Here is a 15477-nt window from a genome sequence, read left to right as displayed (position 1 = left end):
CATGCGTCAGCGGCCTGCCGAGGCCAACGCCGCCGGGCGCTCGGCGGCGTGCGAATGCGCTGCCTGCGACGCCTGCGCTTCCTGAGCCTCCTTGGCGCGGCGAGCTTCGCGCGCAGCAAAGTGCGGCATCACCTCATCGATGAACAGGCGCAGCGTCTTCACTTGCAACTCGAACGGCAGGTTGAACGACAGGCCGAGACAGAACTGGTCGACGCCCTGCGCTTCATACACTTCGAGCTTGCGCACGATCTCGTCGGGCGTGCCGAACATCAGGTTTTCGCGGATCGACGCAGGATCGTAGTTGGCACGTCCGACAACGGCCTCATACGGCACCGCCTCCGGGAATCCGTTGGTCACCGAGCCGATGTTCTGCATCAGGTTCTCGAACGTGCGGCCGAAGTCCACGCTGTGACGCACTGCGACTTCCCAGTCTTGAGGACGGTCGTAGACGCACGTGCGACGCAGCATCATGAAGCGAGGACGTGGACGCTCCGGATGATCGGCCACCGCCTTGCGGAATTTCTCGCCGAGCACGGCCACCTCCGACACAGGCGCCGCGAGCGGCGTCGACAGAATGTTCGCGCCCACCCCCACGGCCCAGTCGAAGCTGCCCGGGTCACGTGTCGCGACCCAGATCGGCGGATGCGGCTGTTGCAGCGGCTTCGGCACCGACGTCGCGAGCGGGAATTTCCAGTAGTGCCCCTCGTGCGCGTAATCGCCCTCCCACAGCTTCTTCACCGCAGGCACCAGCTCCTTCATATACGCCACGCCTTCTTGCTGCGGAATGCCGCCGGCCATGCGATCGAACTCGTACTGATAGGCCCCACGGGCGATACCGAATTCGAGGCGCCCGCCGGTCAGGTGATCGCACATCGCCGCTTCGCCCGCGAGGCGGATCGGCGACCAATACGGCGCAACGATGGTGGCCGTGCCCAGACGAATCTGCTCGGTATGCTGCGACAGCCACGTCAGCGTGATGAACGGATTCGGCGAGATGGTGCATTCGATGGTGTGGTGCTCGGCGGTCCACAGCGTCTCGAAGCCGCCTTCGTCGGCGATGCGCGCGAGGTGCAGCATGTTGCGCACGGCGTCGCTCATCGTGTCCTGCGGCGAGAAGCGCTCCATGCTGAGCGAAACGGAGAATTTCATGAGGTGTGTCTCCAGTGAGTGTGGCGTGTAGTGAGATCAGCGCAGACGGATCACGAACGGGTCTTGCATCGCACCGGAGTAATCGATCACGACGTTCTTCAGGCGCGAGAACTCGCGCATCACTTCGAAGCCGCCACGACGTCCATAGCCGCTGTGTTTGGTGCCGCCGTTGGCCGACATATAGGCGGCCGAGCGATAGGTGTTGATCCAGACGGTGCCTGCTTCCACGTCGCGCGCGAAGCGCAGCGCACGGTCAATGTCGCGGGTCCAGATACCGGCCGCCAGGCCGTATTCCGTGGCGTTGGCGAGCGAGATCAGTTCGGCCTCGTCGGAGAACGGCATCACACCGACGACCGGGCCGAAGATCTCTTCCTGCATGAAGCGCATTTCGTTGCGCGCCTGCGTCATGACGGTCGGCTCGTAGTACCAGCCGCCTGCGAGGTCGTCACGTGCCGGACGCTGACCGCCCGCCGCCACGCGCGCGCCTTCCTGCACGCCGGAGGCGACGTAGGTCTCCACCTTGTCGAGTTGCGACGCCAACGCCAGCGGGCCGATGTCCGTGTCTTCATGCGTCGGATGCCCCACGCGCACACGGCGCGTGCGCTCGACCAGCGCCTCGACGAAGCGGTCGTACACCGACGCCTCGACGAAGCAGCGCGAACCGGCCACACACGTCTGGCCCGCCGCAGCGAACACGCCGGACACCACGCCGTTGACGGCGCGCTCGATATCCACGTCCCCGAACACCACGTGCGGCGACTTGCCGCCCAGCTCCATCTGGCAAGGCACGAGGTTTTGTGCGGCATTGCCTGCGATCTTGCGGCCCGTCACCGTGCTACCTGTGAAGACGTATTTGGCGATGCCCGGGTGACGCGTCAGCGCATCGCCTGTGGTCACGCCATCGCCCGTCACGACATTCACCACGCCCGGCGGAATCCCGGCTTCGATCACCAGTTCCGCGAGCGCGAGCGTGGACGCCGTCGCGTGTTCGGAAGGTTTGACCACGATGGTGTTGCCGATCGCCAGACAAGGAGCGAGCGTGCCGGTCAGCATCATCAGCGGCGAATTCCACGGGATGATCATGCCCACCACGCCGATCGGCTCACGCGTGTTGAAATTCAACGTGTCGAGCTTGTTGACGGGAATGGTGTCGCCTTGCAGCTTGTCCGCCATGCCTGCGAAATACAGATACGAGTCGGGAATTGCGCGCATCTGCGCCCGCATTTCCTTGAGCAGCTTGCCGTTGTCGCGGCATTCGATGGCGGCGAGCGCATCGGCGTTGGCCAGCACCAGTTCGCCGAGCTTGCGCACCAGCTTGCCGCGCTCGGTCTGCGTCATGCGACGCCATGCGGGATTGACGAGCGCGGCCTGCGCGGAGCGCACGGCGCGGTCCACATCGACGGCGTCGGCCTGTGCGAATTCATACCATTGACGGCCAGTCGTCGGGTCATAGCTCGGCACGTACTCGGCGCTATGCGGCGCGGTGAACTGCCCGTCAATAAACAACTGCTGGCGAGAGCCCTCCAGCGTTTGAATCGTCGTATGCATCGATTGACTCCAGGGTCAGACTTGGGAGAGTTGGGTCCACGGCTGCGCGTCGCTCACCATCGCGATGCGTCCGCCGTCGTGTGAATCCATGTAGATGCCGAAGTGGCCGCCTGCGGTCTCGCGCACATACCGGCGCACCATCGAGCGAATCTCGCGCGAAGCGATGTCGTCAAAGGGCAATTGGTCGAACGGGAAGAAACGGAACTGCGGCGGCAACTCGGCCTGCGAGAGCGGCTGCGCGAGACGTGCCCGGTACATCAGGTAACCGGGATCGTTCTCGGCGGTGTCGAACACCGAGTAGAGGAAAGTGTCGTGCGGCACCAGCGCCAGTTCGCCCCCACCGGCCAGCGGCAGACGCCCGTTGGTCAGGCGCCGTGGCGCGCTGGGCAGCACCCAGCCGCCCTTGCCGTCCTGCGCGAGCAGCAGGCTACCGTCGGCATCGATCAGATAGCCGACGATCATGTCGTGTGACGAAAGCCAGCCCGGCGGCAGCGGGTCCTTCACGTGGGCATAGCGACCACGGCAGAAGCCGAGCGGTGCGGCCGGGCTCGTGCCGAACGCCTGAATCCGGCCGATCAGGATCGCGTGATCGCCTGCGTCGACACGGTCGTGCACCGTGCAGTCGAACCACGTCAGGCAGTCGGTGAGCACGGGGGCGCCGGTGTGAACCACATCGTGCCCCACGGCGGCAAACTTCTCCGCCGACTTCGATGCGAACAGGTTCGACACATCGGTCTGCCCGTCATGCAGCAGATTGACCGCGAAGTGCTCAGTACCCTGAAACACCGGATAACTCGCCGCCCCTTTGCCGACACACACCAGCAACAACGGCGGATCGAGCGAGACGGACGTGAAGGAGTTCGCCGTCATGCCACGCGGGCGACCCTCGTCGTCGCGCGTCGTGACGACGGTGACGCCGGTCACGAACGTGCCAAGTGCGCGGCGCAACGCGACCGGATCGATCGCAGATTGTGCGGATGGTGCGGACTGAGCGTCCGGGTTAGCCGGAGCGGTCGCGCCGTCGGCGTCTGCCGTCTGGCGCTGTTTGGCGACAGCTTGCATGTCGTTCACCTCGAAACGTCATTACGTTGAGGTCAACGATATGCGAGGACTTTTTTGTCAGCTTCCGTCGATTCGCAGGAGAAGTGAAATCATTTACTCTCGATTGCGCGGCAGGGTTTTCATGGATGCCCCGCCGCGCGAGCGCCAGCGCGCGCGGCAGACGCCGATTCCTTCGATGCCGCGGATCCCGTCGGTGACGCCCCTCGCGTGAGCGTATGCAAGTGAATCGCAAGCTCCACCGCGAATCGCCGCTCGGGCGTTTCGACGTCGATGCCGAAGAGTTCCTGAATGCGTGTGAGCCGATAACGCAGTGTCGTCACGTGCAGCCCCATGGCGTCGGCGCAAGGCTGACTGCGGCAACCGGAGCGCAGATAGGCGGCCAGCGTCTCCAGATAAGGGGATCCGGACTGCTTGTCGTGCTCCACCAGCTTGCCGATCGTGCCATCGACGAAGCCGTGAACGTCGGACGAGTCCGCCGCGCCCATGAGCATGGGCAACGGTCCCAGCCCCGGCATATCGAGCGGCCCGCTGCGGCCAAACTTGCGCGCCACGCGAATCATGCGCCAGCAGCGCTCCCACTCGCGCGCCAACGGCTCTAGCCCGTCGCACACGTCGCTCATCACCACGATGGGCTCACGCCCCAGCGAGCGCGCCAACGCCTCGCTCATGCGTCGGGCGAAACGCGTAAGCGCCGCATCGTCGGACGCGCTGTCCTGCGGCACCAGACACACCAGCCCGCCTCCCACCGTCACGACATGCAGGGACACATTCAACTGACGCGCCAGCAACTCCACCGTGCTATGGCTCTCCAGCGACAAATGACCTGCTGCCCGTCCCACCTCGGCTTGCCCGAGTTGATCGGGATAGTCGACGACCATCATGCGCAGCGGCGCATCCAGCGCCACGCCGAGACGGCGCGCGCGACCCAGCGCATCGTCCTCGTCGCGCCAGCGGCGTTCGACGATTTCGAAGAACAATTCGGTCAGCGTGCGCGTCTCGAAACGGAACCGCACGACGCTGCGCATCAATTGGACGCTCAATGCAAAGCGCGCGCTTTCCAGCAGCAATTGCTGAAGGTCGCCCGGGGCTTCGTCGCCGAAGGTAAGCAATGCGCCGACGAGATCGTCGTCGACGCTCAGAGGCTCGATGGCCGCACTGACGGTGGGTTGGCCCGACTGCCGCCCGAGCGGCACGTCGAGACGCGACTGTCGGTAGCGCTGGAGTGCATCGCGCACGGCGCCGCCGAGCTCTCGCCCCTGCGCGCCGGAAAGCCATCGTGTCCAGGCGGCATCGTCCATTTGCGACGGTACCGGCGAGGCCGAAGCGTGCCACTGATTCGCAAGGAAATCGATCACGAGGACAGGCCGACCGAGCAACTCGCCCAGCGACGACGTCAACTGCTCGAGCGAGCCGCCCGCAAGCACGTCGCCAAGGAGCGTGCGTTGCGCTTCGAGCGTGCGTTGCAGTCGCTCGTGCGCCATGACCTGCGCGCGCTGACGGTGCGCCCGCTCGACGGCGATCGCCCCGAGATGCACGACCGTCGACATGAACGTCAGATCGTCGTCGCCGACGTCGCGTACCTTGCGCGAGGCGACGGTCAGCACCATCGGGTGCCCTTGCGTATCGCGCGACGCCATGGGCAGCACGAGTACCGTGCGATAGCCGCGCTCGTGCGCCTCACGCCGATAGCCGGGGAATTGCGTGCTCTCGAGCGCGTCGCGAATGTAGACCGGTTCGTTCGTCTGCAACGCGATGAGCGAAGGACTGGTCGCAAGCTCCCAGCGGTCTTCGACGTGCTGCGGCAGCATGCTCGTCTCGTAGCGCGTAATCACGAGTCCGTAGCCATGCGCGAGATCGATGCTCATCACCGAGCCGAGATCCCAACCGCCTTGTTGCACCGCGCAACGCACGAGGTCGCGAAACAGCGCCTCGATGTCTTCGTCGTTGCTGATCTGACTGGCGACATGGCGCAACGCCATGAGCCGCTGGTGTTGTTCCGGCATTGTCTGTCTCCTTGCCTGCGGAAAATCTACACCAAAGCGTCGGAAGAAAAAAAAGATCTTCCGACGATCCGGGGGAAGACCCGGCCCCCGCTGCGCAATAGCATGGGTCACATCGGCAAGACTCCGATGTTTGCCGCCCGCGCCTCAGTTCGTCAGCGCACCTCCCCGACACCGCCACGCCGCACTCGCGGCGGGTTTTTGCACCGCAACAGGAGACACCCGTGAAACAAGAGCTGCGCAAGATCGCCACCTTTGTCGAGACGACCTACCGTGAAGGCGGCAAGGCGGCCGCCGACCCCGTCACGACCGTCGTCGTCGCCGCCGTGATTCGTAATCCGTGGGCGGGTCTTGGCTTCGTAGAGAACCTGCGTCCCGAGATCCTTCGTCTGGCGCCCGAACTTGGCGCACTCATGACGCAACGTCTCGTCGAAGTAATGCCCGGCGATCGTGTCCAGGCCTACGGCAAGGCCGCCGTCGTCGGCACCAACGGCGAGATCGAACACGCCTCCGCCATCATCCACACGCTGCGCTTCGGCAATCTGTTTCGCAGCGCGGTGAGCGGCACGGCATTCCTGCCCTTCACCAACACACGCGTCGGCCCCGGCGCGCTGGTGTCGGTGCCGATGATCCACAAGTCGGAAACCGGCAAACGCTCGCACTTCATCACCGCCACGTTTCAGATGACGGACGCACCGGCTGCCGACGAAATTCTGCTGGCCATCGGCGCGGCAGACGGCGGTCGTGTACACCCGCGCATCGCCGACCGATTCCAGGACATGGAAGAGATGGCGAACGACGCAGCGACTACTGCCTGAGCGAGCGCACGATGCCGCCCGTCATTGCCTTCCTTAGCCGGATGTCCGCCGAGTATCAGCGTCCCTATCTGGACGCCCTGCGTGCGGCACTGCCGGGCGACATCGTCGCGCCGCTCGCCGAGCTTTCGACCGTCCAGCGCGAACAGGTGTCGGTTGCCATCGTCGCGAATCCGGACCCGGCCGACCTCGCCGATCTCCCCGGCCTTTTGTGGATCCAGAGTCTCTGGGCCGGTGTCGAATCGCTCGTCAGCACGCTACCGGCGGGCAGCCCGCCGATCATGCGGCTGATCGATCCGGAAATGTCTCGCACGATGGCCGAGGCCGTGCTCGCCTGGACCTACTACCTGCAACGCGACATGCCGCGTTACGCGAAGCAGCAGGCACGGCACGAATGGCGGCAGCAGGCGTATCGCAAGCCCTCGCAAACGGGCGTCGGCTTACTCGGACTCGGTGAACTCGGTCAGGCGGCTGCCGCAAGGTTGCGCGATGCCGGGTTCACCGTTCGTGGCTGGAGCCGCTCGCCCAAGGCGCTCGACGGCATCGAAACCCTTGCGGGGGACGACGGACTCGAAGCGATGCTCGCCGCGAGCGACATCGTCGTGAGCCTGATCCCGTTGACGGCCCAGACGCGCGGCATGCTCGACGCCCGGCGTCTGAATCTGATGAAGCCGGGTGCCGCACTCATCAACTTCTCGCGAGGTCCCGTCGTTGTGACCGACGCCCTGATCGCGGCGCTCGACCGGGGGCATCTCTCGCATGCCGTGCTCGATGTCTTCGACGCAGAGCCGCTGCCGGTGACGTCGACGCTTTGGGACCACCCGTCGGTCACCGTGCTACCGCACATCTCCGCCCCGACCGATCACGAAACGGCGGCGACCGTCATCGCCGCCAATCTCCGGGATTTCCGCGCGACGGGTCGCATTCCGGGCAACGTCGATCTGGCGCGGGGGTATTGAGCATGCACCGCAATCACGATGCGCCAGCGCAGCCGCCGCGCGTTTATCCCACCGTCGACTTCCATCGGGACGGCGTTCAGCATGGCTTCCTGAAGGTGCCTCACTCGACCGATGCCAGTGCCTGGGGCGCCGTCATGATTCCGATCACCGTGATTCGTCGCGGCGACGGCCCGGTCGCGCTATTCACCGGCGGGAATCATGGCGACGAATACGAAGGCCCGATTGCCTTGTCACGACTGGCGAATGCATTAAAGGCGCCCGATGTAAACGGGACCGTCATCATCGTGCCGTTCATGAATGCGCCCGCGGTGCTTGCGGGAAAGCGCACGTCGCCGCTCGACGGTGGCAATCTCAATCGTGCGTTTCCGGGGCGCGCCGACGGCACCGTCACCGAGCGCATCGCCGATTATTTCTCGCGCTGCCTGCTACCGTTGGCGGACCTCGTGGTCGATATTCATTCCGGCGGCCGCACGCTCGATTTCCTGCCGTTCGCGGCGATCCACGAACTGGCCGATGTAGCGCAACAGGCACGCGCCGACGCCGCAATGCAGGCATTCGGCGCCCCGTACTCCCTGCGCATGCGCGACCCCGATCCGCACGGGCTCTATGACACGGCCGCCGAAGCACAGGGCAAAGTGTTCGTGACGACAGAACTCGGCGGCGGTGGGACGGCCAGCGCGAAAAGCGTCGCGATTGCGCATCGCGGCGTCTACGGCGTGCTGGTGCAGGCGGGTATCGTGGATGTCGATGTCGCGCGGCGAGATGGCGCTGTCCTCGCCCTCGACAAGCCGGTCGTCCAGCTCTCCATGCCGGACGACGACTGCTACGTGACGTGTGAGCATGGCGGCCTGCTGGAGATGCGTCACGATCTCGGTGCGATGGTGCGGCGCGGCGATGTCGTCGCACACATTCACGACGTGACACGCACAGGCACTGCCCCGGTCGAGTACCGCGCGGCGCGCGATGGTATGCTGATCGGCCGACATTTCCCGGGTCGCGTCGGCATGGGCGACATGCTTTGTGTCTTGGCCGACGTGCAGGTCTGACGCGCCGCAGGACCTGAAGGTTTACCTGACCCTCCGTTCCTTCCAGCACTGCGCCTATGGTGAAACTCGACCGCTTCGACATCGCAATTCTTCAGGTGCTGGCCCGTGAGGGTCGCATTACCAAGTCGCGTCTGGCCGAACTGATTCACTTGTCGGTATCGCCCACGTGGGAGCGCGTGCAACGACTCGAAGCGGCAGGCGTCATTCGCGGCTATCGTGCCGACGTCGACTGGAGCGGCGTGGTGCAAGTTAGCCGCATCATCGTAGAAATCACACTCGCGCGACACACCGCGCACGACATGAATCGCTTCGAAGCCCACCTTCGCGAAGCCCCCGAAGTCGTGCAATGTCATGCCACGGGCGGCGGCGTCGACTACATCGTGCACGTGCTCGCGCGCGAAATCGACCATTACCAGCGCTTCATCGACGATCTGCTGATGGCCGACTTCGGCATCGAGCGCTACTTCACGTACATCGTCACGAAAGTCGTCAAAGACAACGGCAACGCCATTCCCGGCTGGGTCGATCCGGACTGATCCGCTCGCGCTATCGGGTGTGCAGGTATTTTTCTACGTGACGGCTTCAACTCAGAAAAAAGCCACAGTCCGCCCCCACCGATCAGAAAAAACATCGGCCTCGCGCCCCCGACAATCTCTGCATGACGAACGAATGCCATGCCAGGAGATTGCCGATGCTGCTCGACCACCCGGTGCTATTCAAATCGCTGTGCTACATCGACGGCCGTTGGACGCATAGCGAGGACGCCGCGTCCATCGCCGTTGTCGATCCCGCCGATCAAACCACGCTCGGCCACGTGCCGATGCTCACGCGCGATCAGATTCGCGCTGCCGTCGACGCGGCCCAACGGGCCTTCACCACATGGCGCTGGACGCCCGCCACACAACGCTGCGCCACCCTGCTCCGCTGGCATGCGCTGATTGAACGACATGCCGACGACCTTGCCATCCTTCTCTCGCGCGAGCAGGGCAAGCCATTGCGCGAGGCGCGCGGGGAAATCGGTTATGGCGCGTCTTTCATCGCGTGGTACGCCCACGAGGCCTGCCGCCTCGATGGCCGCACCATCACCTCCCATATCGACGGCGCGCAACTGGGCACCGTGCGCGAACCGGTCGGCGTCGCCGCACTCATCACGCCCTGGAATTTCCCCTTCGCGATGATTACGCGCAAGGCGGCAGCGGCATTGGCTGCCGGTTGCGCCGTCGTCGTGAAGCCCGCCCATGAAACGCCATTCAGCGCGTTGGCGCTCGCGCAATTGGCCGATGAAGCCGGGCTGCCGCCGGGCCTGTTCAATGTGGTGCTGGGCGAGCCCGATATGGCCATGCGAACCCTCGTGGGCGACGCCCGCGTACGCGCCGTGAGCTTCACCGGTTCGACGCGCGTCGGACAGTTGGTCGCGCAGGCAGCCGCGGCCAGCGGCGTGAAGAAGCTCGCGCTCGAACTCGGCGGGAATGCCCCGTTCATCGTGCTCGACGACGTGGATCTCGACGAGGCCGTGCGTATCGCCGTCGCTGCAAAGTTTCAGACGTCCGGACAAGACTGCTGCGCCGCCAACCGCATCTTCGTCGCGCGCGCGCGTTACGGTGCGTTCGTGGATCGCTACACGCAGGCCGTAGCGAAACTGCGCGTCGGCCCTGCCTTCGCGGAAAACGTCGACGTGGGTCCGCTCATGCATCAGGCGGCATTCGATGCGACCGCCGGGCGTGTGGAGGACGCCCGGCGCAAGGGCGCACAGATCACCGTTGGCGGCGAAGCCCATGCGCTGGGTGGCTGGTTCTACAGCCCCACCGTGGTGGCCGATGCCGCCCCCGGGATGCGCATTTACGACGAAGAGAACTTCGGCCCGATTTCGGCGGTATGCGCGTTCGACTCACTCGACGATGTCATCGCGAAGGCCAACGACACCGAGTACGGCCTCGCCGCCTATGTGTGCGGGCGTCGCGTCGACGAAATCTTCACGCTGATCCGGCGGCTCGACTTCGCCATGGTCAGCGTGAACGGCGTGAAATTCACCGGCGCGCCGGTGCCGTTCGGCGGGATGAAGGCGTCCGGGCTCGGGCGCGAGGGCAGCCTCGACGGCTTCGAACCGTTCACCGAGACCAAGTACTTCTGCCTCGGCAATCTCGGCATCCCCGTGCATCACGCCTGACGCCAGGTTTGCCGCCTTCGCGTCCTCAACGCATTGACGAAATCACGCCCCATCCACCTCATTGCTTCACCTCATCGACATCAAGGAGACATCTCATGGCCGCTTCGACCGACCAATTGTTCGCGCAGGATCGCGCGCACTTCATGCACCCGTCCACCCACGCGGCCGATCACGCAAGCGGCACGCTGCCGGGTAAGATCATCCGCACCGCACAAGGCATGCACATTGAAGATCACGAGGGCCGCCGCTATCTCGACGCCTTCGCTGGCCTTTACTGCGTGAACATCGGCTACGGTCGCTCCGAAGTGGCCGACGCCATCCACAAGCAGGCCACCTCGCTCGCCTACTATCACACGTACGTCGGGCATTCGACGGACGCCATCATCGAGCTGTCCAAACGCATCATCGACTGGTCGCCCGCGGGCATGAAGAAGGTGTATTACGGGCTCTCCGGGTCAGACGCCAACGAAACGCAGATCAAGATCGTCTGGTACTACAACAACGTGCTGGGCCGACCGAAAAAGAAGAAGATCATCTCGCGCGAGCGCGGCTATCACGGCTCGGGCATCGTGACCGGCAGCCTGACGGGTCTGCCGAGTTTTCATCAGCATTTCGATCTGCCTGTTGAGCGCGTGCATCACACCGTGTGTCCTCATTGGTACCGCAAAGCGCCTCAGGGAATGAGCGAGCAGGCATTTGTCGCGCATTGCGTCGAGGAACTCGAAAAGCTCATCGCCCGCGAAGGGGCCGACACGATTGCGGCCTTCATCGGCGAGCCGGTGATGGGCACCGGCGGCATCATTACGCCGCCTGCCGGATATTGGGACGCCATCCAGGCCGTGCTGCGTCGTCACGACATTCTGCTCATTGCCGACGAAGTGGTTTGCGGCTTCGGCCGTCTCGGCTCGCCGATGGGCTCGCAACACTACGGCATGACGCCCGATCTCATCACGATTGCCAAGGGTCTGACCAGCGCCTACGCCCCGCTCTCGGGCGTGATCGTCGGTGAACGTGTCTGGGACGTAATCGAGCGCGGTGCCCGCGAGCACGGCCCGATGGGACACGGCTGGACCTACTCGGGTCATCCGATCTGCGCGGCCGCCGCACTCGCCAATCTCGATATTCTGACGCGCGAGAACCTGACGCAGAACGCCGCCGACGTTGGCCGATACTTCGGTGAGAAGCTGCACGCCGCGTTCGACGCGCATCCGCTCGTCGGGGAAGTGCGCAACGTCGGCATGCTCGCCGCCGTCGAATTCATGGCCGATGGTGCAGCGCGGCAGCCGTTCGATGCCGCCATGAAGATCGGCCCACGTATCTCGGCCGCTGCGCTCGCACGCGGCATGATCGCGCGTGCCATGCCGCACGGCGACATCCTGGGCTTCGCGCCGCCGCTGATCGCCACGCGGGCGGACGTCGACGAGATGGTGAGCATTGCGCGCGCTGCGGTCGACGATGTGGCAGCGCAGGTGCTGCGCTGAGCGAAATCGGCGGGTCGTGCGGATGATTGCCGCAATGGATCACGGATGACCTGCTGCGCGGGCAACCGGAACGCTCCGGCGCGCGTCGCACGTCGCAATACCGTGCACATCGCAGGACACATCGCGCGCCCTCTCCATCGGTTCGTAGGATGACCGCTCTTTTCGGCGCGGCTTTAATGGGATGACACGGTGGCCTGTTCTGGGGGGACTCAGGGGCCACTTCTCCACTCCCATCCTCCCGAGGTACCGCGCATGTCCATCGAATCGCTGATTGAGGCCGATCGCCAGTTCCTGATCCATCCTGTGGCCGACTACCGCGCGCATGAGGCGCAAGGGGCGACGGTGCTCACCAGCGGCAACGGGGCCTGGCTGCACGATGCCAACGGACACGCGCTGCTCGACGGTTTTGCCGGACTGTGGTGCGTGAATACCGGCTACGGGCAGGCGTCTATCGTCAAGGCCGCCACCGAGCAGTTGAACCGGCTACCTTATGCCACAGGCTATTTCGGCTTCGCTTCGGCCCCCGCCATCAAGCTGGCGCAGAAGCTCGTGGAACTCACGCCGCCGTCGTTGCAGCACGTGTATTTCACGCTTGGCGGGTCGGACGCCGTCGACGCCGCCGTGCGCTTTATCACCCATTACTACAACGCCATCGGCAAGCCGTCGAAGAAGCATTTCATCGCGCTGGAGCGTGGATATCACGGCTCGTCGTCGACGGGCGCAGGCCTCACCGCCCTGCCTGCGTTTCACCGCAACTTCGATCTGCCGTTGCCGACACAGCATCACATCGCATCGCCCTATCCCTATCGCAGCGCCACGCCCGACGATCCGCAGGCCATCATTGCCGCGTCGGTCGCCGCGCTCGAAGCCAAGGTCGGCGAGTTGGGCGCCGAGCATGTCGCTGCGTTTTTCTGCGAACCGGTGCAAGGCTCCGGCGGCGTGATCGTGCCGCCCAAGGGCTGGCTGCGCGCCATGCGAGACGCCTGCAAGAAGCTCGACATTCTGTTCGTCGCCGACGAAGTCATCACCGGATTCGGTCGCACCGGCCCGATGTTCGCCTGCGAAGCGGAAGACGTATCTCCCGATCTCATGACGCTGGCCAAGGGGCTGACCGCCGGTTATGCGCCGATGGGCGCCGTGCTGATGTCCGACGCCATCTATCAAGCCCTGGCCGATGCCGCACGCGGCACGCCCGTCGGTCACGGACAGACGTACTCGGCGCATCCGGTCAGTGCAGCCATCGGTCTGGCCTGCCTGAAGCTCTACGACGAAGGCGGCTTGCTCGCGAACGGTCAGGCGCAGGCCAAGGCATTCGCCGACGGTCTGGATGCCTTCCTTGACCACCCGCTGGTCGGCGACGCCCGTCATCGCGGCCTGCTCGGTGCGCTCGAACTCGTGGCCGACAAGTCGACACGCCAGCGCTTCGACGCGTCGCTAAAGCTCCCCGAGCGGATCGGCGCTGCCGCCTATCGCAACGGTGTGATCTTCCGCGCGTTCGGCGACAACATTCTCGGCTTTGCGCCCGCCCTGTGCTACACGGCGGACGACGTCGCCGAACTCTTCGCCCGCGTGCGCACGACACTCGACGAAGTACTCGACGCCGCCGATGTGCGCGCCGCCTTGCGCGCTTGATGTCCGCTGATGGATCTGCTGATGGATCAGTTGATGCGCCACGGCTGCGCCCGATAACTTCTGCCCCGCTTTCCCGGAGACTCATTCGAATGTCGCTTTCCCTGTCACGCCCCGATTTGATGCGCCGTCAGAACCTGATCAACGGCGAATGGACCGACGCCCGCGATGCCGGTCGCTACGCCGTGCACGACCCTGCCAGCGATGCGTTGCTGGCAGACGTTGCCGACAGTACGGCCACCGATGCCCGCGCCGCCACCGACGCCGCCTACCGTGCGCTGCCCGCGTGGCGCGCCAAGCTGCCGCGAGAACGCGCCGAGGTGCTCAAGCGCTGGCACGCACTGATACTTGCGAACGCCGACGATCTGGCCCGGATCATCTCGCTTGAGCAAGGCAAACCGCTGGCAGAGGGGCGTGGGGAAGTGGCGTATGGAGCGTCGTACGTCGACTGGTTCGCCGGGGAAGCGACGCGTGTCTATGGCGACCTGATTCCGCAACAACAGCCCGGCAAGCGCATGTCGGCGGTCAAGGAGCCCATTGGCGTCGTCGCCGCCATTACGCCTTGGAATTTCCCGCTCGCGATGATCGCCCGCAAGATCGCCCCGGCGCTGGCCGTGGGCTGCACCGTGGTTGCCAAGCCCGCCGAAGACACGCCACTCACGGCGCTCGCCCTCGCGGCGCTGGCCCTCGAAGCCGGCGTGCCGCCGGGCGTGCTGAACATGATCACGGCGTCGCGCGCACAAGGCATTGACGCCGTGGCAGATTGGCTCGCCGACGAACGCGTGCGCAAGGTGACCTTCACCGGATCGACTGCGGTCGGGGTACATCTCGCACGCGAATCGGCGGGCACGCTCAAGAAGCTGTCGCTCGAACTCGGCGGGAATGCGCCGTTCATCGTGTTCGACGATGCCGACCTCGACGCGGCAGTCACAGGCCTGATGGCGTCGAAGTTCCGCAATGGCGGACAAACGTGCGTGTGCCCGAATCGGGTGTATGTGCAAGCAGGTGTCTACGACCGGTTCGCTGAGTTGCTTTCACAGCGTGTGAGTGCGCTGCATGTGGCACCGGCCAGCGACGCGCAGGCGCAAATCGGCCCGATGATCAATCGTCGGGCCGTGGAGAAGATCAGTCGTCATGTCGACGATGCGCGCTCGCATGGCGCCCGCACGCTGACCGGTGGCACGACGCTGCCGTCGCTCGGGCCGCACTACTTCGCACCGACCGTGCTGGCCGATGTGAACGACGAGATGCTCGTCAGCCGCGAGGAGACCTTTGGGCCGGTGGTACCGCTGTTCCGTTTCGACACCGAGGATGAAGTGATTCAACGCGCCAACGACACGCCGTTCGGGTTGGCCGCCTACTTCTACACGCAGAACATGCGCCGTGCCGAGCGAGTGGCACGGCGTCTCGAAGCCGGTGTCATCGGCATGAACGAAGGCGCCGTCTCGAGCGAAGCCGCGCCGTTCGGTGGCGTGAAGTCCTCCGGCTATGGACGTGAGGGCTCCAAGTATGGGCTCGACGACTATCTGTCCATCAAGTACATCTGCCAGGGCGGGCTGGATTGATGACACTACCCGGCCATCGTGCGCAGCGTCGCCCCCGCGTAGCTTGCTACGACGGG

Annotated in this window: 12 protein-coding genes; 8 read left to right on the top strand and 4 right to left on the bottom strand. The window is 64.9% G+C overall.

The annotated features are described in order from the left end of the window. Positions 1-6: 6 nt before the first annotated feature. From PCO31010_RS20570 to PCO31010_RS20555, 4 genes are all read right to left on the bottom strand, one after another. A complete protein-coding gene (locus PCO31010_RS20570; protein WP_150610865.1) occupies positions 7-1149 on the bottom strand; it encodes an LLM class flavin-dependent oxidoreductase in 1143 nt (380 codons plus the stop codon). Between the two features lie 36 nt (positions 1150-1185). Continuing rightward, complete coding sequence (locus PCO31010_RS20565; RefSeq protein WP_150665924.1) at positions 1186-2697, bottom strand: aldehyde dehydrogenase; 1512 nt, start codon at positions 2695-2697, stop codon at positions 1186-1188. A gap of 15 nt (positions 2698-2712) precedes the next feature. Beyond that, complete coding sequence (locus tag PCO31010_RS20560) at positions 2713-3759, bottom strand: flavin reductase (protein WP_150665923.1); 1047 nt, start codon at positions 3757-3759, stop codon at positions 2713-2715. Positions 3760-3878: 119 nt separating this feature from the next. Further along, positions 3879-5762, bottom strand: coding sequence for a helix-turn-helix domain-containing protein (locus tag PCO31010_RS20555; RefSeq protein WP_150665922.1), 1884 nt, complete (start codon positions 5760-5762; stop codon positions 3879-3881). Between the two features lie 221 nt (positions 5763-5983). On the opposite strand from PCO31010_RS20555, the gene PCO31010_RS20550 reads away from it, so the two are divergent. The 8 genes from PCO31010_RS20550 (at position 5984) to PCO31010_RS20515 (ending at position 15421) form a co-directional block, all read left to right on the top strand. Further along, positions 5984-6577 carry an amino acid synthesis family protein gene (locus PCO31010_RS20550; protein ID WP_150665921.1) on the top strand — a complete coding sequence of 198 codons (594 nt, stop codon included), beginning with the start codon at positions 5984-5986 and terminating at the stop codon, positions 6575-6577. Positions 6578-6588: 11 nt separating this feature from the next. Next, entirely contained in the window at positions 6589-7533 is a 945-nt protein-coding gene (locus PCO31010_RS20545) for a 2-hydroxyacid dehydrogenase (protein WP_150665920.1), read from the top strand. Between the two features lie 2 nt (positions 7534-7535). After that, the gene (gene doeB / locus PCO31010_RS20540) at positions 7536-8579 is read left to right on the top strand and encodes a N(2)-acetyl-L-2,4-diaminobutanoate deacetylase DoeB (RefSeq protein WP_150665919.1); all 1044 of its coding nucleotides are present in this window, start codon (positions 7536-7538) and stop codon (positions 8577-8579) included. A 56-nt stretch (positions 8580-8635) separates the two neighbouring features. Then, positions 8636-9115, top strand: coding sequence for an Lrp/AsnC family transcriptional regulator (locus PCO31010_RS20535; RefSeq protein ID WP_150665918.1), 480 nt, complete (start codon positions 8636-8638; stop codon positions 9113-9115). Between the two features lie 155 nt (positions 9116-9270). After that, positions 9271-10746 carry an NAD-dependent succinate-semialdehyde dehydrogenase gene (locus tag PCO31010_RS20530; protein ID WP_150665917.1) on the top strand — a complete coding sequence of 492 codons (1476 nt, stop codon included), beginning with the start codon at positions 9271-9273 and terminating at the stop codon, positions 10744-10746. Positions 10747-10841: 95 nt separating this feature from the next. Continuing rightward, a complete protein-coding gene (locus tag PCO31010_RS20525) occupies positions 10842-12227 on the top strand; it encodes an aspartate aminotransferase family protein (protein ID WP_150665916.1) in 1386 nt (461 codons plus the stop codon). A gap of 252 nt (positions 12228-12479) precedes the next feature. Continuing rightward, on the top strand, positions 12480-13859 hold the full coding sequence (locus PCO31010_RS20520) for an aspartate aminotransferase family protein (protein ID WP_150665915.1): 1380 nt from the start codon (positions 12480-12482) through the stop codon (positions 13857-13859). An 89-nt stretch (positions 13860-13948) separates the two neighbouring features. Further along, the gene (locus PCO31010_RS20515) at positions 13949-15421 is read left to right on the top strand and encodes an NAD-dependent succinate-semialdehyde dehydrogenase (protein ID WP_150665914.1); all 1473 of its coding nucleotides are present in this window, start codon (positions 13949-13951) and stop codon (positions 15419-15421) included. Positions 15422-15477 lie beyond the last annotated feature (56 nt).

The organism is Pandoraea commovens (assembly GCF_902459615.1).
GTDB lineage: Bacteria > Pseudomonadota > Gammaproteobacteria > Burkholderiales > Burkholderiaceae > Pandoraea > Pandoraea commovens.
This window is presented reverse-complemented; position numbering and strand designations above follow the sequence as displayed.

What these genes read in the sequence shown, in the direction of transcription:
- PCO31010_RS20570 (WP_150610865.1), bottom strand. Translation starts at nt 1,149, where the DNA reads ATGAAATTCTCCGTTTCGCTCAGCATGGAGCGCTTCTCGCCGCAGGAC.
- PCO31010_RS20565 (WP_150665924.1), bottom strand. Translation starts at nt 2,697, where the DNA reads ATGCATACGACGATTCAAACGCTGGAGGGCTCTCGCCAGCAGTTGTTT.
- PCO31010_RS20560 (WP_150665923.1), bottom strand. Translation starts at nt 3,759, where the DNA reads ATGCAAGCTGTCGCCAAACAGCGCCAGACGGCAGACGCCGACGGCGCG.
- PCO31010_RS20555 (WP_150665922.1), bottom strand. Translation starts at nt 5,762, where the DNA reads ATGCCGGAACAACACCAGCGGCTCATGGCGTTGCGCCATGTCGCCAGT.
- PCO31010_RS20545 (WP_150665920.1), top strand. Translation starts at nt 6,589, where the DNA reads ATGCCGCCCGTCATTGCCTTCCTTAGCCGGATGTCCGCCGAGTATCAG.
- doeB (WP_150665919.1), top strand. Translation starts at nt 7,536, where the DNA reads ATGCACCGCAATCACGATGCGCCAGCGCAGCCGCCGCGCGTTTATCCC.
- PCO31010_RS20535 (WP_150665918.1), top strand. Translation starts at nt 8,636, where the DNA reads ATGGTGAAACTCGACCGCTTCGACATCGCAATTCTTCAGGTGCTGGCC.
- PCO31010_RS20530 (WP_150665917.1), top strand. Translation starts at nt 9,271, where the DNA reads ATGCTGCTCGACCACCCGGTGCTATTCAAATCGCTGTGCTACATCGAC.
- PCO31010_RS20525 (WP_150665916.1), top strand. Translation starts at nt 10,842, where the DNA reads ATGGCCGCTTCGACCGACCAATTGTTCGCGCAGGATCGCGCGCACTTC.
- PCO31010_RS20520 (WP_150665915.1), top strand. Translation starts at nt 12,480, where the DNA reads ATGTCCATCGAATCGCTGATTGAGGCCGATCGCCAGTTCCTGATCCAT.
- PCO31010_RS20515 (WP_150665914.1), top strand. Translation starts at nt 13,949, where the DNA reads ATGTCGCTTTCCCTGTCACGCCCCGATTTGATGCGCCGTCAGAACCTG.